Origin of the sequence: Streptomyces sp. BBFR25 (genome assembly GCF_044590125.1) — a bacterium.
In the GTDB taxonomy this organism is placed as follows: domain Bacteria; phylum Actinomycetota; class Actinomycetes; order Streptomycetales; family Streptomycetaceae; genus Streptomyces; species Streptomyces canus_D.
Map to the genome: position 1 here is coordinate 1,724,218 of NZ_CP172447.1, position 25,368 is coordinate 1,749,585.

23 protein-coding genes are annotated in these 25,368 nt (G+C 73.0%); 4 read left to right on the forward strand and 19 right to left on the reverse strand.

All coding sequences use genetic code 11. From position 1 onward, the window contains the following. Nucleotides 1-52: 52 nt before the first annotated feature. Nucleotides 53-1,486 carry a uracil-xanthine permease family protein gene (locus ACGH52_RS07725; protein ID WP_121703032.1) on the forward strand — a complete coding sequence of 478 codons (1,434 nt, stop codon included), beginning with the start codon at nucleotides 53-55 and terminating at the stop codon, nucleotides 1,484-1,486. Here ACGH52_RS07725 and ACGH52_RS07730 read toward each other — a convergent pair. Then, nucleotides 1,468-2,610, reverse strand: coding sequence for a glycoside hydrolase family 6 protein (locus ACGH52_RS07730; protein ID WP_399946670.1), 1,143 nt, complete (start codon nucleotides 2,608-2,610; stop codon nucleotides 1,468-1,470). The genes ACGH52_RS07725 and ACGH52_RS07730 overlap by 19 nt on opposite strands. 173 nt (nucleotides 2,611-2,783) lie before the next feature. Here ACGH52_RS07730 and ACGH52_RS07735 point away from each other — a divergent pair, with 173 nt between their 5' ends. Together ACGH52_RS07735 and ACGH52_RS07740 are read left to right on the forward strand one after the other, a co-directional pair. Continuing rightward, nucleotides 2,784-3,479: a DUF5995 family protein gene (locus ACGH52_RS07735; protein ID WP_210976497.1), complete on the forward strand. Its 696-nt coding sequence runs from the start codon at nucleotides 2,784-2,786 to the stop codon at nucleotides 3,477-3,479. A gap of 136 nt (nucleotides 3,480-3,615) precedes the next feature. Beyond that, nucleotides 3,616-4,548, forward strand: coding sequence for an LLM class F420-dependent oxidoreductase (locus ACGH52_RS07740; protein ID WP_210976496.1), 933 nt, complete (start codon nucleotides 3,616-3,618; stop codon nucleotides 4,546-4,548). Between the two features lie 18 nt (nucleotides 4,549-4,566). Here the strand turns inward: ACGH52_RS07740 and ACGH52_RS07745 are convergent, their stop codons facing one another. The 12 genes from ACGH52_RS07745 to fmt form a co-directional block, all read right to left on the reverse strand. Further along, nucleotides 4,567-6,264 carry a flavin monoamine oxidase family protein gene (locus ACGH52_RS07745; RefSeq protein ID WP_399938323.1) on the reverse strand — a complete coding sequence of 566 codons (1,698 nt, stop codon included), beginning with the start codon at nucleotides 6,262-6,264 and terminating at the stop codon, nucleotides 4,567-4,569. Between the two features lie 54 nt (nucleotides 6,265-6,318). Next, the gene (locus tag ACGH52_RS07750; RefSeq protein ID WP_399938325.1) at nucleotides 6,319-7,107 is read right to left on the reverse strand and encodes a carbon-nitrogen hydrolase family protein; all 789 of its coding nucleotides are present in this window, start codon (nucleotides 7,105-7,107) and stop codon (nucleotides 6,319-6,321) included. Nucleotides 7,108-7,264: 157 nt separating this feature from the next. Continuing rightward, on the reverse strand, nucleotides 7,265-8,461 hold the full coding sequence (locus ACGH52_RS07755) for an MFS transporter (RefSeq protein ID WP_399938327.1): 1,197 nt from the start codon (nucleotides 8,459-8,461) through the stop codon (nucleotides 7,265-7,267). A 194-nt stretch (nucleotides 8,462-8,655) separates the two neighbouring features. Beyond that, nucleotides 8,656-9,108 carry an Lrp/AsnC family transcriptional regulator gene (locus tag ACGH52_RS07760; RefSeq protein ID WP_003977367.1) on the reverse strand — a complete coding sequence of 151 codons (453 nt, stop codon included), beginning with the start codon at nucleotides 9,106-9,108 and terminating at the stop codon, nucleotides 8,656-8,658. Between the two features lie 15 nt (nucleotides 9,109-9,123). After that, entirely contained in the window at nucleotides 9,124-10,614 is a 1,491-nt protein-coding gene (locus tag ACGH52_RS07765) for an amino acid permease (RefSeq protein ID WP_399938329.1), read from the reverse strand. 353 nt (nucleotides 10,615-10,967) lie between these two features. Further along, nucleotides 10,968-11,363, reverse strand: coding sequence for a hypothetical protein (locus ACGH52_RS07770; RefSeq protein ID WP_076973475.1), 396 nt, complete (start codon nucleotides 11,361-11,363; stop codon nucleotides 10,968-10,970). A 72-nt stretch (nucleotides 11,364-11,435) separates the two neighbouring features. Further along, on the reverse strand, nucleotides 11,436-12,878 hold the full coding sequence (locus ACGH52_RS07775; protein WP_059299785.1) for a GuaB1 family IMP dehydrogenase-related protein: 1,443 nt from the start codon (nucleotides 12,876-12,878) through the stop codon (nucleotides 11,436-11,438). Nucleotides 12,879-12,986: 108 nt separating this feature from the next. Further along, complete coding sequence (locus ACGH52_RS07780; RefSeq protein ID WP_210976491.1) at nucleotides 12,987-13,340, reverse strand: barstar family protein; 354 nt, start codon at nucleotides 13,338-13,340, stop codon at nucleotides 12,987-12,989. A 39-nt stretch (nucleotides 13,341-13,379) separates the two neighbouring features. Continuing rightward, the gene (locus ACGH52_RS07785) at nucleotides 13,380-14,423 is read right to left on the reverse strand and encodes a sugar-binding transcriptional regulator (RefSeq protein WP_059299505.1); all 1,044 of its coding nucleotides are present in this window, start codon (nucleotides 14,421-14,423) and stop codon (nucleotides 13,380-13,382) included. Between the two features lie 77 nt (nucleotides 14,424-14,500). Beyond that, nucleotides 14,501-15,187 (reverse strand): ribulose-phosphate 3-epimerase, encoded by a 687-nt coding sequence (gene rpe, locus ACGH52_RS07790; RefSeq protein WP_059299506.1) that lies wholly within the window; start codon nucleotides 15,185-15,187, stop codon nucleotides 14,501-14,503. Between the two features lie 138 nt (nucleotides 15,188-15,325). Continuing rightward, complete coding sequence (locus ACGH52_RS07795) at nucleotides 15,326-16,753, reverse strand: RsmB/NOP family class I SAM-dependent RNA methyltransferase (protein ID WP_076973478.1); 1,428 nt, start codon at nucleotides 16,751-16,753, stop codon at nucleotides 15,326-15,328. A gap of 80 nt (nucleotides 16,754-16,833) precedes the next feature. Then, a complete protein-coding gene (gene fmt / locus ACGH52_RS07800) occupies nucleotides 16,834-17,766 on the reverse strand; it encodes a methionyl-tRNA formyltransferase (protein WP_399938333.1) in 933 nt (310 codons plus the stop codon). A 316-nt stretch (nucleotides 17,767-18,082) separates the two neighbouring features. Between fmt and ACGH52_RS07805 the strand changes: the two genes are divergently transcribed. Further along, nucleotides 18,083-18,634 (forward strand): hypothetical protein, encoded by a 552-nt coding sequence (locus ACGH52_RS07805; protein WP_210976489.1) that lies wholly within the window; start codon nucleotides 18,083-18,085, stop codon nucleotides 18,632-18,634. 192 nt (nucleotides 18,635-18,826) lie between these two features. On the opposite strand, the gene ACGH52_RS07810 is transcribed toward ACGH52_RS07805, so the two are convergent. From ACGH52_RS07810 to ACGH52_RS07835, 6 genes are all read right to left on the reverse strand, one after another. Next, entirely contained in the window at nucleotides 18,827-20,977 is a 2,151-nt protein-coding gene (locus tag ACGH52_RS07810) for a primosomal protein N' (RefSeq protein WP_399938335.1), read from the reverse strand. A gap of 125 nt (nucleotides 20,978-21,102) precedes the next feature. After that, complete coding sequence (gene metK / locus ACGH52_RS07815) at nucleotides 21,103-22,311, reverse strand: methionine adenosyltransferase (protein WP_059299511.1); 1,209 nt, start codon at nucleotides 22,309-22,311, stop codon at nucleotides 21,103-21,105. Nucleotides 22,312-22,550: 239 nt separating this feature from the next. Further along, on the reverse strand, nucleotides 22,551-23,753 hold the full coding sequence (coaBC, locus tag ACGH52_RS07820) for a bifunctional phosphopantothenoylcysteine decarboxylase/phosphopantothenate--cysteine ligase CoaBC (RefSeq protein ID WP_059299512.1): 1,203 nt from the start codon (nucleotides 23,751-23,753) through the stop codon (nucleotides 22,551-22,553). 184 nt (nucleotides 23,754-23,937) lie between these two features. Then, complete coding sequence (rpoZ, locus tag ACGH52_RS07825; protein ID WP_003977348.1) at nucleotides 23,938-24,210, reverse strand: DNA-directed RNA polymerase subunit omega; 273 nt, start codon at nucleotides 24,208-24,210, stop codon at nucleotides 23,938-23,940. Between the two features lie 62 nt (nucleotides 24,211-24,272). Beyond that, on the reverse strand, nucleotides 24,273-24,866 hold the full coding sequence (gmk, locus tag ACGH52_RS07830; RefSeq protein ID WP_076973482.1) for a guanylate kinase: 594 nt from the start codon (nucleotides 24,864-24,866) through the stop codon (nucleotides 24,273-24,275). Nucleotides 24,867-24,903: 37 nt separating this feature from the next. Beyond that, complete coding sequence (locus ACGH52_RS07835; RefSeq protein ID WP_003977346.1) at nucleotides 24,904-25,227, reverse strand: integration host factor; 324 nt, start codon at nucleotides 25,225-25,227, stop codon at nucleotides 24,904-24,906. Nucleotides 25,228-25,368: the final 141 nt, after the last annotated feature.

Sequence of the window (25,368 nt, forward strand, 5' to 3'; positions counted from 1 at the left end):
CCCCTGACAATGGTCCGGACAGACCTCGGTACAGAGAAAGCGAAACCTCACCATGGACCTCGGCGTGCGCTGGAAGCTGCACGGGGACGGCAAGGTGCCCGCCCCCGGAGCGGTGGTCCGCCCCGACGAACGACTCTCGTGGCCCCGCACGGCCGGGCTGGGCGCCCAGCACGTGGTGGCCATGTTCGGTGCGTCGTTCGTGGCTCCGGTCCTGATGGGCCTGGACCCCAACCTCGCGATCATGATGTCGGGCGTGGCGACCGTCATCTTCCTGCTCGCCACCCGCGGCCGGGTGCCCAGCTACCTCGGCTGCTCGCTCTCCTTCGTCGGCGTCGCCGCGGTGATCCGGGCCCAGGGCGGCACCAGCGCCACGGTGACCGGCGCGGTCCTCGTCGTCGGCGTCGCGCTGTTCCTGGTGGGGCTCGCCGTGCAGCGGTTCGGGGCGCGGATCATCCACGCCGCGATGCCGCCGGTGGTCACCGGTGCCGTGGTGATGCTGATCGGCTTCAACCTGGCCCCCGTGACCGCCTCCACCTACTGGCCGCAGGACCAGTGGACGGCGCTGCTGGTGATGCTCTTCACCGGGCTGGCCGTGGTGTGCCTGCGCGGCTTCTGGTCCCGGATCGCGATCTTCCTGGGGCTGGTCTTCGGGTACGTCCTGTCCTGGGCCCTGGACCGGATCTTCGGGAAGATCCACTCGGTGGACGGCAGCGGGAAGCTCACCGACCACTGGCGGCTGGACTTCTCCGCCGTGGGCCAGGCCGACTGGATCGGACTGCCGGCCTTCCACGGGCCGAGCTTCGAGTGGTCGGCGATCCTGGTCGCCCTGCCGGTCGTCATCGCCCTGATCGCGGAGAACGCCGGGCACGTCAAGGCGGTCGGCGAGATGACCGGCGACAACCTGGACGACAAGCTCGGCACGGCGATCTCCGCCGACGGCATCGGCTCGGTGCTCTCCACCGCCGTCGGCGGTCCGCCCAACACCACGTACTCCGAGAACATCGGCGTGATGGCCGCGACCCGGGTCTACTCGACGGCCGCCTACTGGGCCGCGGCGGGCTTCGCGCTGCTCTTCGGCCTGTGCCCGAAGTTCGGCGCGGTCGTCGCCGCGATCCCCGGCGGCGTGCTCGGCGGCATCACCGTCATCCTCTACGGCATGATCGGCCTGCTCGGCGCCCAGATCTGGGTCAACGCCAAGGTGGACCTGCGCAACCCGCTGAACCTGGTACCGGCCGCCGCGGGCATCATCATCGGCGTCGGCAACGTCAGCATGGAGTTCACCGACACCTTCTCCCTGAGCGGCATCGCGCTCGGCACCCTGGTCGTCATCACCGGCTACCACGCGCTGCGCGCCTTCGCCCCGGCCCACCTCAAGACGCAGCAGCCGCTGCTCGACGAGGGCACGTCGTCGTACGACGCGAAGTCCGACGACGGCGGCGGCTCCGGCGGCGAGGGCGCCGGCGGGGCTCAGCGCGCCAGCTCGTAGGCGTACGACGGGGTGAACGTCCCGGGCTCGCCCCGGCAGCCGTCCGACTCTCCTGGCAGCTTGACCCACAGGTAGGCGTCGATGCGCCCCATGCCGGTGGTGAGGGTCGGCGGGCGGCCGAGCTTGCGGCCGGCCGGGTCGCACCACTCCCCGTCGGGCGGGGCGCCGTTGCCGTTGCGGCTGGTGTCGATGACGGCGCCGAGGCTCGCCGGGCCGCCAAGGGCGTCGAGGACCGCGCGGCCGTAGGCGACCTCGTCGGCGGTGGCGTGGAAGTTGGAGACGTTGCTGAAGATCCCGTCGGAGGAGTCGGCCGAGGCGGCCCCGGCCTGTTTCAGCCAGGCCGCCTGCTCGGCGGGCGCGTGCCAGCCGGAGTGGCCCGCGTCGAAGTAGACCCGGGCGCGGGGACCGGCGTCCTTCAGCCCCCGGCCCGCCCGGGCCAGGGAGGCGAAGCGGTCGGCGCGCTCACCGGCGGACAGGCACCCGGACTGGGCGACCGAGTCGGGCTCCAGCACGACGATCACCTCGCCGGAGCCCAGCCCGGCGGCGAACCGGTCGATCCAGGCGTCGTAGGCGTCGAGGTCGGGCGCGCCGCCCTCGGAGTGGCCGCCGCAGTCGCGGTCGGGTATCGCGTAGGGCACGAGGACCGGCACCCGGCCCTGGTCGGCACCCGCGGAGGTGACGGCGCGGACCCGGGCGGTGAGGGTGGCCGGTGTGTGGTCGGTGAACCAGACGGCGGCCGGGTGCCCGGCGATCCGGGACGCGATGACCTCCTGGCGCGGGTCGCCGGGGTGGGTCCGGACCCAGTCGGCGACCTGGGAGTCGGGATGCCGGTAGAGCCCGGCGGCGGCCGTGGTCCGGGGCTCCTGCGTGGCGGGGGTCCGCTTCGGCGAAGGGCCGGGAGTCGGCTTCCCGGCGGTCGGGGTCGGGGACGGCGACGCGGAGCGCGACGGTGAAGCCGACGGGGGCAGGGACTGGGACGGCGAGACGGGCAGGGCGTCCAGCCGCACCGAGTGGGTCACGTGCGGACGGGCGGTGCCGGCACCGCCGCCGTCCTGGTTGCCGAGCGCGGTGAGTACCCCGGCGGCGACCCCCACCGCGACCACGACGGACGCCGCGGCGACCATCGCACCGCGCCCGGCGGCACGCCCGCGCTCGGCCCGGCGAGCGGCCCGGCCCCGGGCACGACGGCCTGACACGTACGGTCCCCCTCCCCCGCGCGGCGGGCGCGTTCCCCCGTTCTGGGGAAGCGTCGGGCCCGGCGGCACAGCCGTCAGCCTAAAGCTGCGACGCTGCCGCCATGGCGCACTGCGAGCAAGTCCCGACGGCCGCCTTGACGGTGGACGCCGTCCTGTCCCGGATGCGCGTCCTCGACACGGCGCTGCCGGCCCGGGACGGGATCGCCGTCTTCAACCGCGTCTACCTGGCCGTCACGGAGGCCGTCGACCGGCACATCGACGGCGGCCGGTTCCCGGACGCCTCGGCCGCGACCGCGCTGGACGTGCGGTTCGCGGAGCGCTACCTGGCCGCCGTGGACGCGGCGGAGGAGGACCGCCGTCCGCCCGCGTGCTGGCGCCCCCTGTTCCAGTTCCGCCGCCATCCCGGGGTACGGCCGCTGCAGTTCGCGCTGGCGGGCATCAACGCGCACATCGGCCACGACCTCGCGCTGGCCGTGGTGGACACCTGTCGTACGCTCGGATGCGAACCCGTCGAGCTGGAGGACGAGTTCGACCGCGTGGGCGATCTGCTCGTCTCGCTGGAGGAGCGCATCCGCGACGAGCTGATGCCGGGCCCCGACCTCCTCCAGATCGCCGACCCGCTGACCCATCTGCTCGGCTCCTGGAGCCTGGAGCGCGCCCGTGAGGCCACCTGGGCGGCGGCCCGCGCGCTGTGGGCGCTGCGCCGGCTGCCGGACGTCGCCGGGGAGTTCACCGAACGGCTGGACGGCGCGGTGGGTTTCGCGGGCCGCATGCTGCTCACCCCGCTGCCGGACTGATCCGGCCGGTCCCCCGGTGTGCTTCGGCGCTGTGCCTCGGCGGTGTGCGCTCCCGGAACCTCCGGCCGATCGCTGTACGTTGAAACCGGTTGGAACCATGGGCAACATCGCACCCGACTGCGAAGGAGCACCCGGTATGACGACACGGCTCGGACTCGGCCTCCCCCAGATGCGGCAGTACGACATCGGCAAGGACGTCCCCGACGTGGCGCGCGCGGCGGAACGGACGGGCTACGAGAGCCTGTGGGTGTTCGAGCGCGCGCTGTTCCCGGAGCCCGCGACCCAGGGGCTGTTCGGCATCGAGGGCGTGCCCTGGCCGGACACGTACCGGAGTGTGGCGGAGCCGCTGGTCACCCTCGCCCTCGCCGCCGCGGCCACCGAGCGGGCCCGGCTGGGCACGAGCGTGCTGGTCGCCCCGCTGCACGTGCCGTTCCAGCTCGCCAAGGCGCTGGCCTCGCTGGACGCGGCGAGCGGCGGCCGGGTGGTGGCGGGCTTCGGCACCGGCTGGTCGCACGACGAGTACGCGGCGGCGTCCGTACGGCCGTTCGCCGAGCGCGGCGCCGCCCTCGACGAGCTGATCGGGGTGTGCCGGGCGGTGTGGGGTCCCGACCCGGTGGTGTACGACGGCGAGGTCACGAAGATCGCGTCCGCGGTGGTCGGACCCAAACCCGCCCGGCCGATCCCCATCCTGCTGGCGGCGGGCGACAGCGGCCGGGCCCGGCGTCGTCTGGTCGACCACGCCGACGGCTGGCTGCCGACCGGCATGGGGGCCGGGGCCGTCGCCGAGCAGTGGCGGCGGCTGCGCGAGCTGGCCGCCGAGCGGGGCCGTACGGAACCGATCCGGACGGTGCTGCGGGTCAACACGCGCTACAGCGCGGCGAACTACGAAGGCTCCGACCGTCGGCCCTTCCAGGGCGGCGTCGACCAGATCGTCGAGGACCTGGTCGCGCACGCCGAGATCGGCCTGGACGAGATCCTCGTCGACCTGCAGAGCACCACGCGTGACGCCGAGGAACTCAAGGACGTCGCCGCCCAGGTCTACGAGAAGGCGAGGGCGGCCGGGATCTAGGTCCCGGCCGGAGACCAGCTAGTCCTCGGGGAGTTCCACCGGCGCGATCTCCTCGTACAGGTCGCCGGGGCCCGGGTTGGTCGGGTCGGTCTCGCCGCCGAGGTGGTGCATGACGCCCCAGACCGCGTTCAGCGCGGTCTGGACGGCGCCCTCGGCCCAGCCGGCCGTCCAGGAGATGTCGTCGCCCGCGAGGAAGATGCCCCGCTTGTCCTCGGGCAGCCGGTCCTGCATGAAGTGGGTGAACAGGCGGCGCTGGTAGCGGTAGTGGCCCGGCAGGTTGGCCTTGAACGCGCCCATGAAGTAGGGCTCGTTCTCCCAGGAGACCGTCACCGGGTTGCCGATGATGTGCTTCCTGATGTCGACCTTCGGGTAGATCTCGCCGAGCGACTTCAGCATGACCTCCATCCGCTCGTTCGCGGACAGCGGCAGCCACTTCAGGCTGTCGTCGCACCAGGTGTAGGAGAGGCAGATGACGGCGGGCTTGTCCGGCCCGTCGTCGAGCAGGTAGGTGCCGCGGGTCATGCGGTCGGTGAGCGTCATCGACATGACGTCCCGGCCGGTGACCTCGTCCTTGTCCAGCCAAAAGGGCCGGTCCACGGGCACGAAGAGCTTGCTGGACTCCATGTAGTGGGTCCGCTCGATCGCGGTCCAGTGGTCGATCGGGAAGAGCGAGTCGTCGCAGGCGATCTTCGAGAGCAGCATCCAGGACTGGGCGGTGAAGATCGCCGCCTGGTACGTGCGGATGTCGCCGTCGGCGTCGGTCACGGTGATCCGGTTGCCGGCGGTGCGGGTCAGCCGGGTGACGGCCGGGCGGGGCTCGCCGTCCGCGTGCAGGGACTTCAGCGAGGTGCCGTACGGCCAGTGGACGATCTTCTCCGGCTCGCGCTCCCAGAGCCTGAGCGGCAGCTGCTGCGAGCCGCCGACGATGCCGCGGTGGTGGTCGTCGGCCTCGGTGTAGACGACGCGGAGGATCTCCAGGATGGAGTTGGGGAAGTCGGTGTCCCAGCCGCCGGTGCCGAAGCCGACCTGGCCGAAGATCTCGCGGTGCCGGAAGGACTTGAACGCCTCGGAGTCGCACAGGAAGCCGTAGAAGGTCTGGTTGTCGAGCTTCTCGACCAGCTTCGCCCAGATCTCCCGGATGCGGGGGACGTCGCGCTCGCGCAGGGCGCGGTTCATGTCGGAGAAGTCGGCGCCCTCTTCGAGGCACTTCGCCCAGGCGTCGGCGACGTCCCGGTAGACCTGCGGCAGGTCGTCGAGCGTCTCGGCGTAGTGCGACTCGCCCTTGAGGTCGACGACGGTCGAGGGGGTCGCCTCGGCCAGCGGGTTGGGGAAGGCCCGGGTCTCAAGGCCCACCAGGTCGATGTAGTGCTGGAGTGCGGTCGAGGACGGCGGGAAGCGCATCGCGCCCATCTCGGCGGTCAGGGACGGGTCGCACCCCTCGAAGCCGACGGTGCGCAGGCGTCCCCCGATCCGGTCGGCCTCGTACACCACGGGCTTGAGGCCCATCTTCATCAGCTCGTAGGCTGCCACGATGCCGGACAGGCCGCCGCCGATGACCGCGACCTCGGTGCCGTGACCGGTCGCGGGTATCTGGCCGAGTCCGGCGGGGTGGGCGAGGAAGTCGTCGTACGCGTACGGGAAGTCCGGCCCGAACATGGTGATCGGCGGCTGCTGCTCGTCTGCGTGCTCGATCGCGTTGGGCACGGTGGACGTCATGGGGTACGGACTCCTTGCACGGGTGGAACGGGGGCTGGACGCGCGGTTCGGGGCTCAGGCGAGGGAGCCGTAGAGGCCGGGGCGGCGGTCCTCGAGGTACGGGTTGGCCTCGCGCGAGGCGGCCAGGAGGGCCGGGTCGACGTCGGCGACGACCAGTTCCTCGGCTCGCCCGGCGCGGGCGCGGGCGATGCCGTCGGGCCCCGCGAGGGTGGACAGGCCGACGAACTCGAACTCGCCCTCGCGACCCACGCGGTTGACGTACGCGACGTACATCTGGTTCTCGAAGGCCCGCACGGGCACGACGGACTCGGCGACGAACTGGAACGGGTGCATCTGCGCGGTCGGGACGAGCAGCAGATCGGTGCCGGCCAGGGCGTGGGCGCGGACGTTCTCCGGGAACTCCACGTCGTAGCAGATCATCAGGCCGACGGTGAGGCCGTTCAGCTCGGCCTGGACGACGGGCTGCCCGCCGGGGGTGAAGTGGTCGCGCTCGAAGCAGCCGAAGAGGTGGGTCTTGCGGTAGTCGGCCAGCCGGGTGCCGTCGGCGGAGACCAGCTGCACGGAGTTGAAGACGCTCTCCCCGGACCGCTCCGGGTAGCCGTAGGCGATCGCGAGGCCGTGGCGCCCGGTGATCTCCGCGACCGCGTCGGCCGCGTCGCCGTCGGCGGGCTCGGCGAGGACGCCGATCTCGTCGCCGACGGCGTACCCGGTCAGGAACAGCTCGGAGGTGACGAGCAGCGCGGCACCCGCGGCGGCGGCGCGGCCCGCGGCCTCGTCGAGGACCTTGAGGTTCTCGGCGGTGGAACCGGGGCGGCCGGAGCTCTGGAGCAGGGCGGTGCGCATGCGTGTTCCTCACCGGAAGGAAGGGGGTCGGGGGCCAGATAGACGGTACGGTCGGCGGCCTCGGCCGGACAAGACGGACCTGTTGCGCGCCGGTGAGCGGATCGTTGCGTGCGTCCGGCACCGGACGGCGATTCGTTGCGCTCCCTCCGGCGGAGGATCAGGACCGGGCCCGTACGGCAGCCAGCAGCAGCGCCGTCAGGACGTACGGCACCGCGGACAGCGCGAAGGCGGTGCCGTGGCCCCACGTCGTGGCCGCCGCCGCGTAGGCGCCGTAGGTGGCGAGGTTGCCCAGCTCGGTGCCGAGGCCCGCGACCGAGGTCAGGGTGGCCCGCCCGGTGTCGTCGATGCGCTGCTGGAGGCGGGCGTCGGCCAGGACGGTCGCGAGCTGGAAGCCGCCGAAGGCGAGCGCCACCAGGAGCAGGGCGGCCGGTGTGCCGGTCAGGCCGCCCACGGCCAGGGCGAGCGCGGAGCCGGTGAGCAGGGCGGCGAACCCGTTGGTGGTCAGCCGCTCCGCCGCACCGGCCAGCAGGCTCCCCGCCGTGGCACCGGCCCAGATCACCAGCAGCAGCCAGGGCACGGTCTCGGGCGCCACCCCGGTGTCGCGCGCCAGCAGCGGCGTGTACTCGTCAAGCGCGCCCCACACCGCGGTCACCGCCGGTACGAGGAGCAGCGCGCCGCGCACGGACCGGTCGGCGCGGGCGTCGGCGAGTCCCGCACGCAGCGCCGCGGACCAGCGTTCGCCGCCGCCCGTGGGTGTGCGGTGCTCGGGGAACCGGGTCGCCACCGCCGCCCCGGCCAGGCAGGCCAGCACGCTCGCCGCGCCCACCGCGTCGTAGCCGCCCCAGGCGAACACCGGTCCGGCCAGGCCCATGGCGGACATGGTCGCGGCGATGCCGATCGCCCGGGCCCGGCCCATGACGCGGGCGTACTGGTGGGCCGCACCGGCCCGGTCGAGTTCGTCGTAGACCAGCGCCTCCAGCGCGCCCGAGCCGAGCGCGCCGCCCGCGCCCCACAGCAGGAAGCCGAGCGCGAAGGCGCCGTAGGAGGGCAGGAGCACCCACAGGGCGAAGCCGGCCGCGGTGAGCAGCGGGCCGAGGACGAGCAGCAGCCGCCGGGAGACGGCGTCGGCCCAGGCGCCGGAGGGCACTTCGAGCAGGACGCCGGTCAGCGACCACAGCGCGAACAGTGAGGTTGTCTGCCAGACGGACAGACCGGTGTCGCCGAACAGCAGCGCGTACACCGGGTAGAGCAGGACGAACTCGTCGCAGAACGCGGAGGCGTACAGCGTGCGCACGAGCCGACGGGTACCGGCGGGCGCGGTGGCGGCACGCTCGGGCGGAGGTGAGACGGTCATGAGGCCTTCCCGAGGGGGCGGATCGGACACCGGAGGTACGGCGTCCGGGGCGGCCCTCGGGAGGCGGCGTCGGGGGTGGCGCGGGTGGATCAATGTCGCCAGGTCATGGCACCGATGCTAGACGGCGCACGCCGCCCTGCCCATCGGATTGCGTGAGCCCTGCCCATCGAATTGCGTGGGCCCTGCCCATCGGATTACGTGGGCGAGCCCGACGAGAAGCGCCGCAGCAGCGGCGAGAGCACCAGCACGGACTTGGTGCGCTCCACGAACGGCTCCCCGGCGATCCGCTCAAGGACCCGTTCGAAGTGCCGCATGTCGGAGGCGAAGACCTGGGCGACCGCGTCCGCGTCCCCGGTGACGGTGGACGCGGCCACGACCTCCTGGTAGCGCTCCAGGCCCCGCTGGATGGTCTCGGGCGAGGTGTTGCGGCGGCAGAAGATCTCGACGAACCCCTCGGTCTCCCAGCCGAGCGCGGCGGGGTCGACCCGTACGGTGAAGCCGGTGATGGCTCCGGTGGCGCGCAGCCGGTCCACGCGCCGTTTCACGGCGGGCGCGGAGAGGCCGACCGACTGCCCGATGTCCGCGTAGGAGCGGCGGGCGTCCTCGGCGAGGGCGTGCACGATGCGTTCGTCGAGATCGTTCAGCACTGCGGGTCGTTCACTTCACTTCTGGTGCGTCCGGCCCTCGGACGGGTCCGGTGTGGCGAGTCGGGAGCGGCGGTGGCCGTACACGAAGTAGAACACGAGCCCGACGGCCATCCAGACACCGAAGACCACCCAGGTGACGGTGGACAGGCTGCCCATCATCCAGACGCAGAACGCGAAGCCGAGGGCGGGCAGGACCGGCGACAGCGGCACCCGGAAGGTGCGGCGCATGTCGGGACGGGTCCGGCGCAGCACCACGACGGCGACGTTGACCAGGGCGAAGGCGAAGAGGGTGCCGATGCTGGTGGCGTCGGCGAGCTGCCCCAGCGGAATGGCGGCGGCGAGGACCCCGCAGAACAGCGAGACGATCAGTGTGTTGGCGCGGGGCGCGCCGGTCTTGGCGTGGACCTTGCTGAAGACCTTGGGCACCAGCCCGTCGCGGGACATGGCGAACAGGACGCGGGTCTGGCCGTAGAGGACGGTCAGCACGACGCTGGCGATGGCGACGACCGCGCAGAAGGCCAGCAGGGTGCCCCAGAAGCTCTGCCCGGTGACGTCGGTCATGATCTGCGCGAGGGAGGCCTCGGAGTCGGTGAAGGTCCGCCACGGCTTGGCGCCGACGGCGACGGCCGCGACCAGGACGTACAGCACCGTGACGATGACCAGGGACAGCATGATCGCGCGGGGCAGGTCGCGCTGGGCGTTCTTCGCCTCCTCACCGGCGGTGGAGGCGGCGTCGAAGCCGATGTAGGAGAAGAAGAGGGTCGCGCCGGCCGCGCTCACCCCGGCCATGCCGAGCGGCATGAAGTGCTCGTAGTTGCCGGAGCGGAAGCCCTGCACGCCGATCGCGCAGAAGAGCACCAGGGCGGCGATCTTCACGACGACCATGATCGTGTTGGCCCGGGCGGACTCGCGGGCGCCGCCGAGCAGGAAGGTCATGGCCAGGAGTACGACGATCAGCGCGGGCAGGTTGAAGATGCCGCCGTCGCCGGGCGGGGCGGACAGGACCGCGGGGAGGGTGACACCGATGGTGCCGTCGAGCAGCTCGTTCAGGTACTCGCCCCAGCCGACGGCGACGGCGGCCACGGACACGCCGTACTCCAGGACCAGGCACCAGCCGCAGATCCAGGCGACCAGCTCGCCCATGGTGGCGTAGGCGTACGAGTAGGAGGACCCGGCGACCGGGATGGTCCCGGCCAGTTCGGCGTAGGACAGGGCCGAGAAGAGCGCGGTGAGGCCGGCGATGACGAAGGAGAGCGTGACGGCCGGGCCCGCCTTGGGGACGGCCTCGCCTAGGACGACGAAGATGCCGGTGCCGAGGGTGGCGCCGATGCTGATCATCGTGAGCTGCCAGAGGCCGAGGGAGCGGCGGAGGCTGCCGCCCTCGCCCTGGCCGCCCTCGGCGACCAGGTGCTCCACGGGCTTGCGGCGCATGAGGCGCGCGGCCAGGCCCGGGGACCGTGGGCTGGCCGATGCGTCGTGGTGCGGGGGTGCGCCTTGGTCGAGCACGCGTTGACTCCTTTGTCGCTGCCGGTCGCGCCGGGGCCTGGGGGCGGCGGGGACCGGCGGGCGCGCTCGTGCAGAACGGGAACCCACCGAGCGGGGTCCCCGCCACGCCACGTACAGCGCAGAACACTACGAGCGGGGCGGTGCCCCGGTAATGCAGCAACCTTGCGCGTCCGAGCACGATCGTTGCGTTCCACGGGACGACGCGGGTGTTCGTTGCGTCCGGGGGCGTACGGCGTCGCGCCCAGGCTCGGCGGCCAACGGATCACGCCTGGTCAGAGCCCCCCTTACGACCGAGGACCGGCGGACTGGCGGCACGGCGGAGCCCGAGGCGGTGCGGCCCCCGGCGGAGCCGGTCAGTGGCCGTCCGGTTCGCCCGCGACGGCCCTGGCCTCGGCCGCGTCCGCGGTGTCGAAGCCGATCTGTCCGGGTCGGTCCCGGGCCTCCTCCTGGGCGTCGATCCAGCGCATGTGCGCCTCCCAGGCGGCCTGCTTGCTGGTGCCGAGGGCGGCCCCGATCTGCGACCAGGAGGCACCCGCCTCGCGGGCGGCGCGGACGGTGAGCTGACGCCCGTAGGCGGCCTTGCGGGCGACCACCTCGCTCAGGGCGAGCAGTTCGAGGAGCTGGGGGCGGTCCAGGGCCTCGTCGTCGCTGCCGAACCCGGCGAGGGACTCGCGGGCGCGCAGTTCGTCGAGGCGGGCCACGGCGGTCAGCAGGGTGTGCTGCGGCTCGATGCTCTGCGGTGTGGTCATGCGTCCAGCGCCGTGTCAGGTCTGCTTGACGTCAAGCAGACCTGACACGCACGGTCCGGTTCCGGCCGCGGATCAGCTCCAGCTGGCGTGCAGCGGCTTGCCCTCGGCGTAGCCCGCGGCGCTCTGGATGCCGACGATGGCCTTCTCGGCGAACTCCTCCAGGGAGGCGGCACCGGCGTAGGTGCAGGACGAGCGGACACCGGCGATGATCGAGTCGATCAGGTCCTCGACGCCGGGCCGGGCCGGGTCGAGGAACATCCGGGAGGTGGAGATGCCCTCCTCGAACAGCGCCTTGCGGGCCCGGTCGTACGCCGACTCCTCCGAGGTGCGGTTGCGCACCGCGCGGGCGGAGGCCATGCCGAAGGACTCCTTGTAGGCGCGGCCGTTGGCGTCGTGCTGGAGGTCGCCCGGGGACTCGTAGGTCCCGGCGAACCAGGAGCCGACCATCACGTTGGACGCACCGGCCGCGAGCGCCATCGCCACGTCGCGCGGGTGGCGGACACCGCCGTCGGCCCACACGTGCTTGCCGTACTTCTTCGCCTCGGCGGCGCACTCCAGGACGGCGGAGAACTGCGGCCGGCCGACGCCGGTCATCATGCGGGTGGTGCACATGGCACCGGGGCCCACGCCGACCTTGATGATGTCGGCGCCCGCCTCGATCAGGTCGCGCACGCCCTCGGCGGAGACGATGTTGCCCGCGACGATCGGCACCCGCGGGTCGAGGTCCCGCACCACCTTGACGGCGCTGATCATCGACTCCTGGTGACCGTGCGCCGTGTCGATGACGAGGGTGTCCACACCCGCGTCGAGGAGCTGCTTGGCCTTGCCCGCCACGTCGCCGTTGATGCCGACGGCGGCGGCGATACGGAGCCTGCCGTTCGCGTCCACGGCCGGGGTGTAGAGGGTGGCGCGCAGGGCGCCCTTGCGGGTGAGGATGCCGACGAGGCGGCCGTCCTTGTCCACGGCGGGCGCGTAGCGGCGGTTGGCGGCGTCGAGGGTGTTGAAGGCCTCGCGCGGGTCCAGGTCCGCGTCGATGAGGATCAGGTCCTTGGACATGACCTCTTCGAGCTGGGTGAAGCGGTCCACACCGGACAGGTCGGCGTCGGTGACCACGCCGACCGGCTTGTGGTCCTCGTCGACGACGACGCCCGCGTCGTGCGCGCGCTTGGGCAGCAGCGACAGCGCGTCGGCGACGGTCTGGTGCGGGGCCAGCACGATCGGGGTGTCCAGGACGTGGTGGCGGCTCTTCACCCAGGAGACGACGTCGGTGACGACCTCGATCGGGATGTCCTGCGGGATGACCACGAGCCCGCCGCGCCGGGCCACCGTCTCGGCCATCCGGCGGCCCGCGATGGCGGTCATGTTGGCGACGACGAGCGGGATAGTGGTGCCCGTGCCGTCCGGGGAGCCGAGGTCCACGCCCTGCCGGGAGCCGACGGCGGAGCGGCTCGGCACCATGAACACGTCGTCGTACGTCAGGTCGTACGAGGGCTGGATGTCATTCAGGAAACGCACGTGCTGCACATCCCAGTCGATCAGAGGTGGCCCCCGGACAGGTCAGCCAGGGGGAAAGAGCACGTACTTCATTCTCCCATGCCGGGTGGCCGACCACCCCCGGGCAGATCATCCAGGCTGGTCGGCGGAGCCCTTGGAGGAACCTCCAGGGCCGAGGGTGACGAAGAGCCCCGGGCCGCGGTCGGTGGCCTCGGCGAAGACCTCCTCGGCGACGGCCCATTCGTCCGGCCGCGCCTCGGCGTACGCCCGCCACCCCTTCACCACGAGCACCAGCCCCCGCTCGGCCGCCTCCTCGGGCCAGACGGAGGGGTCGGCGAGGGAGTCGGCGAGCGCGTCCCAGTTGCGGCCGAACCAGTCGGGCAGCGCCAGGTCACGGGCGCAGCGGTCCATCAGGCCCGCCTTGTCCGTGACCCCGCCGAGGTCCAGTGTGACCACGAGCCGCCCCGCGGGGTCCTCGGTCATGCCGCGCCCTTCTTCCTGTTCGTCGGTGCCGACCGGCCGTCAGATCCCGTCGGGGTCGGTCCGGTTGAGCGTCGACTTCGGGGCCGAGCCCGCCGTCATCAGGTAGTCCGCGGCCGACGTGTCCGTCACCAGGCTGGTGACGAGGCCGGAGCGCAGCACCGCGTCGATGGCCGCGGCCTTGCGCTGCCCGCCCGCGATCGCCACCACCTCGGGGATACGGCGGAGCTGGTCGGCCTTGACCGTGATGCACCGCTCCCCCAGGTCCCGCCCGACCCGGCGCCCCTCGGCGTCGAAGAGGTGCGCGGACATCTCGGCGGCGACCCCGAGCGAGGCGTAGTGCGCGCGCTCCTCGTCGCTGAGCATGTCGTGCACCGTCGAGATGCCGGGCTCCCAGGAACCGATGGAGACGCAGGCGACCGTGACCTTGTCGAAGTACTCGAAGGCCCGGGCGATCCCGGTCTGGTGCCGCAGCGCCTGCGCGGTGGCCGCGTCCGGCAGCAGCATCGGCGCGTAGATGGGGTGGGCGTCGCCGCCCGACACCTGGGCGGCGCGGCGGACGGCCTCCACCGAGCCGCGCTCGGCGGTCCCGGCGTCGTACACGCCCGTCAGCTGGACCACGGTGCACGGCGGCAACCGGTCGAGCGCCGCCGCCATGTGGATGGTGGAGCGGCCCCAGGCCAGCCCGAGCACATCCCCCTCGTTGACCAGCTCGCCGAGCAGGTCGGCGGCCACCTCGCCCAGGTTCTCCGGGTCGGGCGTCTCCTCGGCGTCGGCCGGGGACTCCACCACGACGGCGTGCCTGAGGCCGTAGCGGGCCCGCAGCGCGTCGGAACGGTCGGCGTCCAGCTCGGCCGGCACCCGGATCTCGATGCGTACAAGGTCCCGCTCGAGGGCGGTCTCGAGAACCCTGGCCACCTTGAAGCGGCTGACGCCGAACTCCTCCGCGATCTGGATCTTGGACTTGCCCTCGAGGTAGAAGCGGCGGGCCATGGCCGCCGCCTGGACCAGCTCAGCGGGTCCCATCCGCATGGCTGAACGGCCCGCCGACATACCCGACACGGCGATCTCCTCACTGCTGTTCACACTCTGGATACGCCGTTCATCCTTGCAGATTCGGCGCTGTTGATCAGCCCTGATGGGAGCCGTTCACTTTCTGTTCCTCAGTGGTCGCAGGACCAGGATGCCTTGGCGGTGGCCGCATCGGCCTGCGTGCGCAGTGCACGTACCGCCTCGGCCGGGTCGGACGCCCCGTACACGGCCGAACCCGCGACGAAGACGTCGGCGCCGGCGTCGGCGCACCGCTCGATCGTCGACGCCGAAACCCCGCCGTCCACCTGGAGCCACAGCTCCAGACCGTGCTTCTTGATCAGCTCACGGGTGCGCCGGATCTTGGGAAGCATGATGTCGAGGAACGCCTGCCCCCCGAAGCCCGGTTCAACCGTCATGATCAGCAGCATGTCGAGTTCGGGGAGCAGGTCCTCGTAGGGCTCGATGGGCGTCGCGGGCTTCAGCGCCATGGACGCGCGGGCGCCCTTGGCCCGGATCTCCCGGGCCAGCCGCACCGGCGCCGCGGCCGCCTCGACGTGGAAGGTGACGGAACCGGCGCCCGCCTCGACGTACTGCGGCGCCCAGCGGTCGGGGGCCTCGATCATGAGGTGGCAGTCCAGCGGGGTGTCGGTCGCGCGGGCCAGGGACTCGACGACCGGCACGCCGAGCGTGAGGTTCGGGACGAAATGGTTGTCCATGACGTCGACGTGGAGCCAGTCGGCTCCTCCGACCGCCTCGGCCTCGTCCGCGAGGCGGGCGAAGTCGGCGGACAGGATGCTGGGGTTGATCTGCGCGGCCATGCTCCTAAGCGTGCCATGCCCTCCGGGGGTGGGGCGGGATGGGTCCCCAGGGGACGCGGTTGCTCTTCGGCCGCGGGCGGTGTATGGCTGGTCGCGCAGTTCCCTGCGCCCCTGCGGAGCGCCGGCGTGGGCCTGCGTTTACGCGGTGCGGCGGATCAGGGACAGGTACATCGCGTCGGTGCCGTGCAGGTGGGGCCAGAGCTGGAGGTCGGGACCCTCGCCGAGGTCGTCGACGCCCGGGAGAAGCGGACGGGCGTCGACGAGTTCGGTGTCGGGGAACTGCTTGAGGACGTCCGTGACGACGGCACGGGTCTCCGCGAGGTGCGGCGAGCAGGTCGCGTAGGCGACGACGCCCCCGACCCGTACGGCCTCCAGGGCGCCGCGCAGCAGCCCGCGTTGGAGCGGGGCGAAGCCGTCCAGGTCCTCGGGGCGGCGCCGCCAGCGCGCCTCGGGGCGGCGCCGCAGGGCACCGAGTCCCGTGCACGGCACGTCGACCAGGACGCGGTCGAAGCTCCCGGGCCGCCACGCGGGGCGGGTCCCGTCGGCGGCGATCACCTGGTAGGGGCCGAGGTTGCCGTCCAGCGCCTTGGCCACCAGTCCGGCGCGGTGCGGCTGCTTCTCGGAGGCGAGTAGGAAGGCGCCCCGCTCGGCGGCGAGCGCACCGAGGAGCGCGGCCTTGCCGCCGGGCCCCGCGCACCCGTCGAGCCAGCGGCGGTCCGGCCCGTCCAGGGGCGCGTTGGCGAGCGCCAGGGCGACCAGCTGACTGCCCTCGTCCTGCACACCGGCGCGCCCCTCCCGCACGGCCTCGACGGCCCCGGGTTCGCCGCCCTCGCTGAGCCGCACGGCGTACGGCGACCAGCGCCCCGGCACGGCGGCCTCCTCGCCGAGCAGCTCCTCGCGGGTGGCCCGGCCCGGCCGCGCGACGAGGGTGACCTCGGGGCGTTCGTTGTCGGCGGCCAGCAGTTCCTCGATGCCGGTGCGGCCGCCGCCCAGCGAGTCCCACAGCGCGGAGACGACCCAGCGCGGGTGCGAGTGCACGACGGCCAAGTGGTCCTCGGGGTCCTCGTCGTAGGGCGGGGCGACGCGCTCCAGCCAGCCGTCGAGGTCGTCCCGGGCCACCTTGCGCAGCACGGCGTTGACGAACTTGGCCCGCCCGTCCCCGAGCACGACCCGCGCCAGCTCCACGGAGGCGGAGACGGCGGCGTGGCTCGGGATCCGCGTCCCCAGCAGTTGGTGCACGCCCAGGCTGAGGACGTCGAGGACCGGCGGGTCGACCTCGCGCAGCGGCCGGTCCACGCAGTCCGCGATGATCGCGTCGTACGTCCCCTGCCGGCGCAGCGTCCCGTACACCAGCTCGGTCGCGAGCGCCGCGTCCCGGGCGTCGAACTTCTCGGGGCCCTCCTTCTCCCGCGCCTTGCGCAGCAGCGGCGGCAGGACGAGGTTGGCGTACGCGTCCCGCTCGTCGACGGCCCGGAGCGCCTCGAAGGCGAGGATGCGGACGGGGTCCTTCTGGGGCCTGCGGTACGGCTTGCCGGGCTTGCGGGGACGGCGGGGCTGCTCGCTCACGAAAAAGGTGCTCCGGGTGTGGGATGAAGTGCGCCCACCAGCGTACGCCGGGCCGGTGAACGGTGTGGCGAGGGCGCCGGTCAGTCGCCGACCCGCTCGCCCTCGGTGATCCGCGCCCCGCGCGCCCAGTCCGCGGCGCGCATCGGCTTCTTGCCCTGCGCCTGCACCCACAGCAGCTCGACGGCGTGCGAGCCGGTGCCGACGTACACGTTGTTCTTCCCGGCGGCGAGCTGCCCCGGGGCGAGGTCGGTGCGGTCGGGCAGGGGCACGGCCTGCACGAGCTTGAGCCGCTCGCCCCGGAAGGTGGTCCAGGCTCCGGGGGCCGGGGTGCAGCCGCGCACCACCCGGTCCACGCGCAGCGCCGGGGCGGTCCAGTCGACCCGGGCGTCCTCGACGGTGATCTTCGGGGCCAGGGTGACGCCGTCGTCCGGCTGCGGTACCGCCTTCAGGCTGGCGTCCTCGATGCCGTCCATGGTGGCCGCGAGCAGCCCGGAACCGGCGAAGGCCAGCCGGGTCAGCAGGTCGCCGCTGGTGTCGGTGGGACGGATGGTCTCGGTGACCGTCCCGTACACGGGGCCGGAGTCCAGGCCCTCCTCGATCAGGAAGGTGGAGGCGCCGGTGATCTCGTCGCCCGCCATCAGCGCGTGCTGCACGGGGGCCGCGCCGCGCCAGGCGGGCAGCAGCGAGAAGTGCAGGTTGACCCAGCCCCGGGCGGGCACGTCCAGGGCGACGCGGGGCAGCAGGGCGCCGTAGGCGACGACGGGGCAGCAGTCGGGGGCGATCTCGCGCAGCCGGTCCAGGAAATCGGGGTCGCGCGGCTTCGCGGGCTTGAGCACCTCGATGCCCGCCTCCTCGGCCCGCTCGGCCACGGGCGAGGCGACCAGTCGGCGCCCGCGCCCGGCCGGTGCGTCGGGCCGGGTGACGACGGCGGCCACCTCGTGACGCTCGGAGGCGATCAGGGCGTCCAGGGCGGGGACGGCGACCTCGGGGGTACCGGCGAAGACGAGCTTCATGGGTGGGACGGGCCTCTCGGGCGGGGACGTGGGCGGGCGACGCACCAGTCTACGAGCCCTCAGATCACGGAAAGCCGCCGACAGCGCGACACCCCACGGCGCGACACCCCCACGGGAGAGCTCAGCCTCTCGACCCACTGGAAACGGGTGGAGCGCGGGTGGGAGACCCCCGAGGCCGAAGGCCGAGGGGGCGCACAACTCACCGCCCACGCCCCCACCCGTGACCAAGCCCGCACCCACACGTTGGTCAAGGAAGAGTTGACCGGGCCGCCCGCGCGGCCCGATTCCTTTCAACGCCGGTTCGAGAGGCTTGTTCATGGCCGACCACGCAACCCACGACGCCCAGGCTCGGGCCAGCCTGCACTTGCTGGTGCGGGACATCGAGCGGGTCCGCCGGCAGGTGGACGCACTGCGCACCCTCACCGCCCAGTTGGGCAACGTCTACCGCCCGCGCCGCTCCGGCCCCTCCACGGGCTTCGTCGTCTACGGACGCGCCCCCGCCCCGACGGTCCGTCTCGCCCAGGAACTGCGGGACAGTGTCGAGACCCTGGTCACGGCGGCGGTGGACTTCGACCGTTCGCTCGGCTTCTCGTGGGACGCGGTGGGCTCGGCGCTCGGCGTCACCAAGCAGGCGGTGCACCGGCGCTACGGCTCCCGGCGCGCCACGGCCCAGACGGCGCCCGCCGCCGAGACCACCGAGCACACCCCGGAGCCGACGGGCACGCGCCCGGTCAACGTGGGCTCGGGACTCCCCCCGGTACCCACGGTCCCGGCGGCCCGCTCCATGCCGACCCAGCCGACGTCGGGCAGCCCGTCCCTGCGCGACGAGGTCCGCCCGACCGCCTTCCCCGGCCCGCGCAACGGCTGACCCGTACTGCCCGACCCGCACTGCCCGACCCGCACGGAACCACCCGCGGACTCACCCGCACTGACTGATCTGCACGAACTGATCTGAACGGACTGATCCGCACCGGCCGCCGCACCGGCCGAGCCGCGACCCCGCACCGGCCCTCCGCCCTCCCTGCCCCCGGGAGACGGAGGGCCGCGGCGTGTGCGCCCCTCACCCGATGTCGGGCGGATCGATCCGCACCCACACCGCCGCGTCGCTCCCGCGTGCCGTCCGCGCCGCCTGGGCGGCCTTCAGCGCACCGGCCAGGGCCGCCCCGCGCCCCGGCGGCACCCGGACCAGCGCGCGCTCCCAGTGCTCCCCGGGCGGTGGCGCCCCCACCCGCCGCGGCCGCCCCGGTGCCGTGACCGGCAGGGGGACCGGGCCGAGCACCTCCGCCTCGCGCGGCAGGTCGACCGCGTCGAGGAAGCCGGTCACCGCCTCCGGCGGCCCCGCCACGGCCGCCATCCGCGACACCGGCGGGAAGCCCAGCTCGGCCCGTTCGGCCAGCTCGCGCAGCGCGTGGCCGACGGGGTCCCAGCGCACCAGCGCCTGCACCGGCCGCAGCGTCGGCTCGGCGACCGCGACGACGGTGCCCCCGGCGCCCTGCGGACGCACCAGGGCGGCGGCGGCCAGCCAGCGCCGCAGCGCGTCCTCCCCCGCGCGCAGATCGGGGCGGCCGAGCATCGCCCAGCCGTCGAGCAGCAGTGCCGCCGCGTAACCGCCCTCGGCCACGGGTTCGGCCCCCGGCGTGCTCACGACCAGCGCCGGGGCCTCGGACACGGTGTCCAGCACGTGCTCCCGCCCGGAGGTGCGCACGGGCACGGCCGGGAAGGCCCGCCCCAGCTCCTCCGCCGTGCGCCGGGCACCCACGACCTGCGCCCGCAGCCGGAAGGCCCCGCACTCCGGGCAGTGCCAGGCGCCCTCCTCGCGCCCGCACCAGCCGCACCGCAGCGCGGATCCGGCCTCCTGCCCCTCCAGCGGGCCCGCGCAGTGCCGGCACCGCGCGGGCGTCCGGCACGCCGCGCAGGCCATCCGCGGTACGTAACCCCGCCGGGGCACCTGCACGAGCACCGGTCCGTGCCGCAAGCCGTCCCTGACGGCCTGCCAGGCGAGGGTCGGCAGCCGGGCGGCGCGGGCTGCCTCGTCCCGGGCCAGGTCCTGGTCCCCCACGGTCCGCACCAGGGGCGCGGCGGCCCGTACCTGCTCCCGGGCGGCGACCAGCGGGCGGGCCCAGCCGGTCTCCACGAGCTGGGCCGCCTCCACGGTGCAGCTCCAGCCGCCCAGCAGGAAGGCGCACCGGTCCTGGGCCGCGCGCAGCAGCAGCACCTCGCGGGCGTGCGGCTGCGGGGCGTGCGGTTCGCTGTGGCTGTCGTCGCCGTCGTCCCACAGGGCGACCAGGCCGAGGTCCCGCACCGGCGCGAACATGGCGGCGCGGGTCCCGATCACGGCCCGTACGGCACCTCGGCGCACCGCGAGCCACTGCGCGTACCGCTTCTCGGGACCGGCGTCGGCGGTGAGCACCGCGTGCCGTCCCTCGCCGAGCAGCTCGGTGAGCGCGGCATCGGCGCGGGCGACCGCCCGGCCGTCCGGCAGGACCACTAGGGCGCCCCGGCCCGAGGCCAGCGTCGCCGCGACGGCCCGCGCCAGCTCCTCGGTCCACTGCGGACCCGGCAGCGCGTTCCACACCGCGCGCGGCGCACCGCCGAACGCGAGGGCCGCCACGAACTCCGCCCCCTGCTCGTACCGCGTCCACGATCCCGGCTCGGGGACGGGCGGTGCGGGCAGCGGCTGCGGCGAGGCCCGCTTCTCGGCGCGCGCGTTGCGCGGTGGTACGGCGAGCTGGAGGACGTCCGCGACGCTGCCCGCGTACCGGTCGGCGACCGCGCGGACCAGGCCGAGCAGCTCCTCGTCGAGGATGCGCTCGGGCGAGACGACCTGGGCGAGCGCGGCCAGGGGCCCCGCGTAGTCGGACTCGGCGAGCCGCTCGACGAGGAAGCCGTCGATGAGCCCGCCGCCCTCGCGCCGCCCGTCGCGCACCCGGTGCCGTCCGGCGCCGAAGCGGACCCGCACCCGCACGCCGGGCTGGGCGTCGGCGTCCAGCTCCTCCGGCACGGCGTAGTCGAAGTACCGGTCGAGGTGGAGCACGCCCTTGTCGACCAGGACCCTGGCGACCGGCAGCTCCTTGGCGAGCGCGGCCCCGCGCCAGGTGCGCGGCTTGGCCCGCGGGGTCTTCGCCTGGCGCACGGTCTCCCGGATGAGCGCGAGCTGCTCGGGCGGCGCGTCCTGCGCGCCGTCCTGCTCCGGTCCGTTCTCGCTGCTCACGCCTGCATTCTCGCAAAGACCACTGACAGCACGGCCGGGGCCGGGAGCATGCGGCGAGGCCCGGCGCCCCCTCGGGGACGCCGGGCCTCGTCACGTGCCCGTCGGGCGCACCGCGCCCGGGGTGCCTACAGGCCCGCCGCCTCGCGCAGCGCGTCCACGCGGTCGGTGCGCTCCCAGGTGAAGTCGGGCAGCTCGCGGCCGAAGTGCCCGTACGCCGCGGTCTGGGCGTAGATCGGGCGCAGCAGGTCGAGGTCGCGGATGATGGCGGCCGGGCGCAGGTCGAAGACCTCGTCGATCGCCTTCTCGATCTTCTCGGGCTCGACCTTGGCGGTGCCGAAGGTCTCCACGAACAGACCGACCGGCTCGGCCTTGCCGATGGCGTAGGCGACCTGGACCTCGCAGCGCGCGGCGAGACCCGCGGCCACGACGTTCTTGGCGACCCAGCGCATCGCGTACGCGGCGGAGCGGTCGACCTTCGACGGGTCCTTGCCGGAGAAGGCGCCGCCGCCGTGCCGGGCCATGCCGCCGTAGGTGTCGATGATGATCTTGCGGCCGGTCAGACCGGCGTCGCCCATCGGGCCGCCGATCTCGAAGCGGCCGGTCGGGTTGACCAGGAGACGGTAGTTCTCCGTGTCGATCTTGATGCCGTCCTCCAGGAGCGCCTTCAGCTCCGGCTCGACGACGAACTCCTTGATGTCCGGGGCCAGCAGCGACTCCAGGTCGATGTCGCTCGCGTGCTGGGAGGAGACGACGACGGTGTCCAGGCGGACCGCCTTGTCGCCGTCGTACTCGATGGTGACCTGGGTCTTGCCGTCCGGGCGCAGGTAGGGGATCGTGCCGTTCTTGCGGACCTCGGACAGGCGCTTGGACAGGCGGTGCGCCAGGAAGACCGGCAGCGGCATCAGCGTCGGCGTCTCGTCGGACGCGTAGCCGAACATCAGGCCCTGGTCGCCGGCGCCCTGGCGGTCCAGCTCGTCCTCATCGCCCTCGACGCGGTTCTCGTACGCCGTGTCGACGCCCTGCGCGATGTCCGGGGACTGGGCGCCGATGGAGACCGAGACGCCGCAGGAGGCGCCGTCGAAGCCCTTCTTGGAGGAGTCGTAGCCGATCTCCAGGATCTTGCCGCGGACCAGGTTGGCGATGTCCGCGTAGGCCTTGGTGGTGACCTCGCCGGCCACGTGCACCAGGCCGGTGGTGATCAGGGTTTCGACGGCGACCCGGGACGTCGGGTCCTCACGCAGAAGCGCGTCGAGAATCGTGTCGCTGATCTGGTCAGCGATCTTGTCGGGGTGACCTTCGGTCACGGACTCCGAGGTGAACAGGCGACGGGACACAACGCTCCCTGGGGTTGCAGCGGCTGCTGGCTGATCATTTGTGGACGGCACGGGGAGCTGCACCCGGCGACGTCCGAGAACAGTTTATCGGTCGCGCTCTGCCGCGGGCCCACCTGTCTCAGCTCTCGGGAGGCCTGTGACCTGCGGCACGGGCATTCTGCCCAGAAGGAAGCGTCCTTGGCCAGGGGCGCCACGCTCGAATGCGTCGTCTTCGCGGCTCCTTCGAGCGAATGGGTCATTTACTCCAGCCGCCGGGCGACGAGGTCCCAGACCGTGTCGGCCAGGGCTTCCTTCGGGCCGTGGGCGACCGGCGTCTCGCTGCCGTCGGCGCCCAGGACCACCGCCTCGTTCTCCTCGGAGCCGAAGGTCTTGCGCTCCCCCACCTCGTTCACCACGAGCAGGTCGCAGCCCTTGCGTTTCAGCTTGGCCCGGCCGTTGGCCAGCACGTCGTCGGTCTCGGCGGCGAAGCCGACGACCACCTGCCCGGAGCGTGCCCGCGTGGTGGAGATCTCCGCGAGGATGTCCGGATTCCGCACCAGGGTGATCGGCGCGGGCTCCTGGTCGTCCTTCTTCTTGATCTTCCCGGTGGCGTACGTCGCCGGTCGGAAGTCCGCCACCGCCGCGGCCATGACGACGGCGTCGGCGTCCGCCGCGGCCCGCAGCATCGCCTCGCGCAGCTCCACCGCCGTACCGACCGGCACCACGTCCACGCCGGCCGGGTCGGGCATCGACGCGTTCGCAGCGACGAGGGTGACGCGGGCGCCGCGGGCGGCGGCGGTGCGGGCGAGCGCGTAGCCCTGCTTGCCGGAGGAGCGGTTGCCGAGGAAGCGGACCGGGTCGAGGGGCTCCCGGGTGCCGCCGGCGCTGACCACGACGTGCCGTCCGGCGAGGTCGGGCTCGCGCACCCCGCGGGCGAGCACCCGGCGGCAGACCTCGAAGATCTCGCCCGGGTCGGGCAGCCGGCCCTTGCCGGTGTCGACGCCGGTGAGGCGGCCGACGGCGGGCTCGATCACCACGGCGCCACGGCGGCGCAGCGTCGCCACGTTCTCCTGGGTGGCCGGGTGCTCCCACATCTCGGTGTGCATGGCAGGGGCGAAGACGACCGGGCAGCGGGCCGTGAGCAGGGTGTTGGTGAGCAGGTCGTCGGCCAGGCCGTGGGCCGCCTTGGCGAGCATGTCGGCGGTGGCCGGGGCGACGACGACCAGGTCGGCGTGCTGGCCGATCCGCACGTGCGGAACCTCGTGGACGTCGTCCCACACCTCGGTCGACACCGGGTTGCCGGACAGGGCGGACCAGGTGGCGGCACCGACGAAGTGCAGTGCGGAGGCGGTGGGGACGACCCGGACCTCGTGCCCGGACTCGGTGAGTCTGCGCAGCAGCTCACAGGCCTTGTACGCGGCGATGCCGCCGCTGACCCCCAGAACGACCTTGGGCTTGTCCACCGTCTCTCCCCGGTTCGGATAACGCGCTCGGACCACGCGCCGCTCGGACTACCCGCCGCTCGGACCGCGTGTACGACCCATCACACACCACAGGCCCGACAGTCGGACTGCCGGGCCTGTGGATAAGTCAGCGTAAGGCTGAAGATATTACCGCCGATGTCGCTGACCGACGATGCTGCTGGTGCTACTGCGCCGGGCCTTCGATGGCCTCGGAGGTCAGCAGCCCCGCGTTGATCTCGCGCAGGGCGATCGAGAGCGGCTTCTCGTGGACGTGGGTGTCGACGAGCGGACCGACGTACTCGAGGAGGCCCTCGCCGAGCTGCGAGTAGTACGCGTTGATCTGGCGGGCCCGCTTGGCCGCGTAGATCACGAGGCTGTACTTCGAGTCCGTGGCCTCGAGGAGCTCGTCGATCGGCGGGTTGATGATGCCCTCGGGCGCGGAGATGGAAGAGGACACGCTCTACCTTCCGATGGATGGGAAAGATTCAGTCGGGATGACCCCAGGGTGACCAGTGACGATCACACGACGTTCGTCAAGGCTAGCAGCTCGCGCGCCACGTCCTCGACGGAGGTGTTCACCAGGGTCTGGTCGAACTCGGGCTCGGCCGCCAGCTCGACCCTGGCCGCGGCGAGGCGGCGCTCGATCACCTCGGGCGGTTCGGTGCCCCGGCCGGTGAGCCTGCGCACCAGCTCGTCCCAGGAAGGCGGGGCCAGGAACACCAGCCGGGCCTCGGGCATGGACTCGCGGACCTGCCGTGCTCCCTGGAGGTCGATCTCCAGGAGGACCGGCTCACCGGCCTCCAGGCGCTCCAGCACGGCCGTGCGCGGCGTGCCGTAGCGGTTGCCGGCGAACTCGGCCCACTCCAGCAGCTCGCCGTTGGCGATCAGCTTGTCCATCTCCTCGTCACTGACGAAGAAGTAGTGGACGCCGTGCTGCTCGCCGGGGCGGGGGCTGCGGGTCGTCGCCGAGACCGACAGCCATACCTCGGGGTGTTCCTTGCGCATATGGGCGACGACCGTGCTCTTGCCGACCCCCGAGGGGCCGGAGAGCACGGTCAGCCGCGGACGTGCGTCCGGGGGTACGGGGGACGTCCCCCGGGGTGTTGCAGCCATGCAGCGATTATTCCAGCAATCCCGGAGTGGTCCGGACTCAGCTGCCGGTGCTGCCGAACTCGCGCTCCAGGGACGCGATCTGGTTGGAACCGAGACCGCGCACGCGGCGGCTCTCGGAGATGCCCAGTCGCTCCATGATCTGCTTGGCGCGGACTTTGCCCACGCCCGGCAGGGACTCGAGGAGGGCGGAGACCTTCATCTTGCCGATGACGTCGTTCTCCTGACCCTGCTTGATGACCTCGTGGAGGGAGGCGCCGGAGTGCTTGAGTCGATTCTTGACCTCGGCCCGCTCCCGGCGAGCCGCGGCGGCCTTTTCGAGCGCGGCTGCGCGCTGTTCAGGGGTAAGGGGCGGAAGAGCCACGCCTACGTCACCTCGGATGTCGAACTGTCGGATACGGACCGGTGAGGAACCTAGTCGCCCCTCACCTGGTGAGCCACGAGCAACACGCTTGCCCGTTGACTCTCGACGGAGACTAGCGGTCAAGTCCGCCAGAGTCAGCGA